At 47.0% G+C, this 202-nt stretch carries 1 pseudogene; it reads left to right on the top strand.

The features are described 5' to 3' along the window. Window positions 1-202: pseudogene (locus tag IC21_RS04940) on the top strand (ISLre2 family transposase); the annotation flags it as partial.

Here is a 202-nt window from a genome sequence, read left to right as displayed (position 1 = left end):
TGAAAAAAAGGGGCATGCATTGGAGTGAACTTGGCGCAGAAGCCATGGTGAAAATCAAACAAGGCATACTCAATGGGACATTGAGAGAAGCCTATCTGAAACACCGTTCAAGAAGCGAGAGAAAGCAACGGAACTTGAAACAATCCATCAGGATGTCTCAACTACTCAAGCAGCCTGTACGCCCGTCAGTGGGCGTAAAGCA

Source organism: Heyndrickxia coagulans DSM 1 = ATCC 7050 (genome assembly GCF_000290615.1).
Classification (GTDB): domain Bacteria; phylum Bacillota; class Bacilli; order Bacillales; family Bacillaceae_C; genus Weizmannia; species Weizmannia coagulans.
The sequence above is the reverse complement of the archived record's forward strand: the minus strand, read 5'-3'. Positions and strand labels throughout refer to the sequence as shown.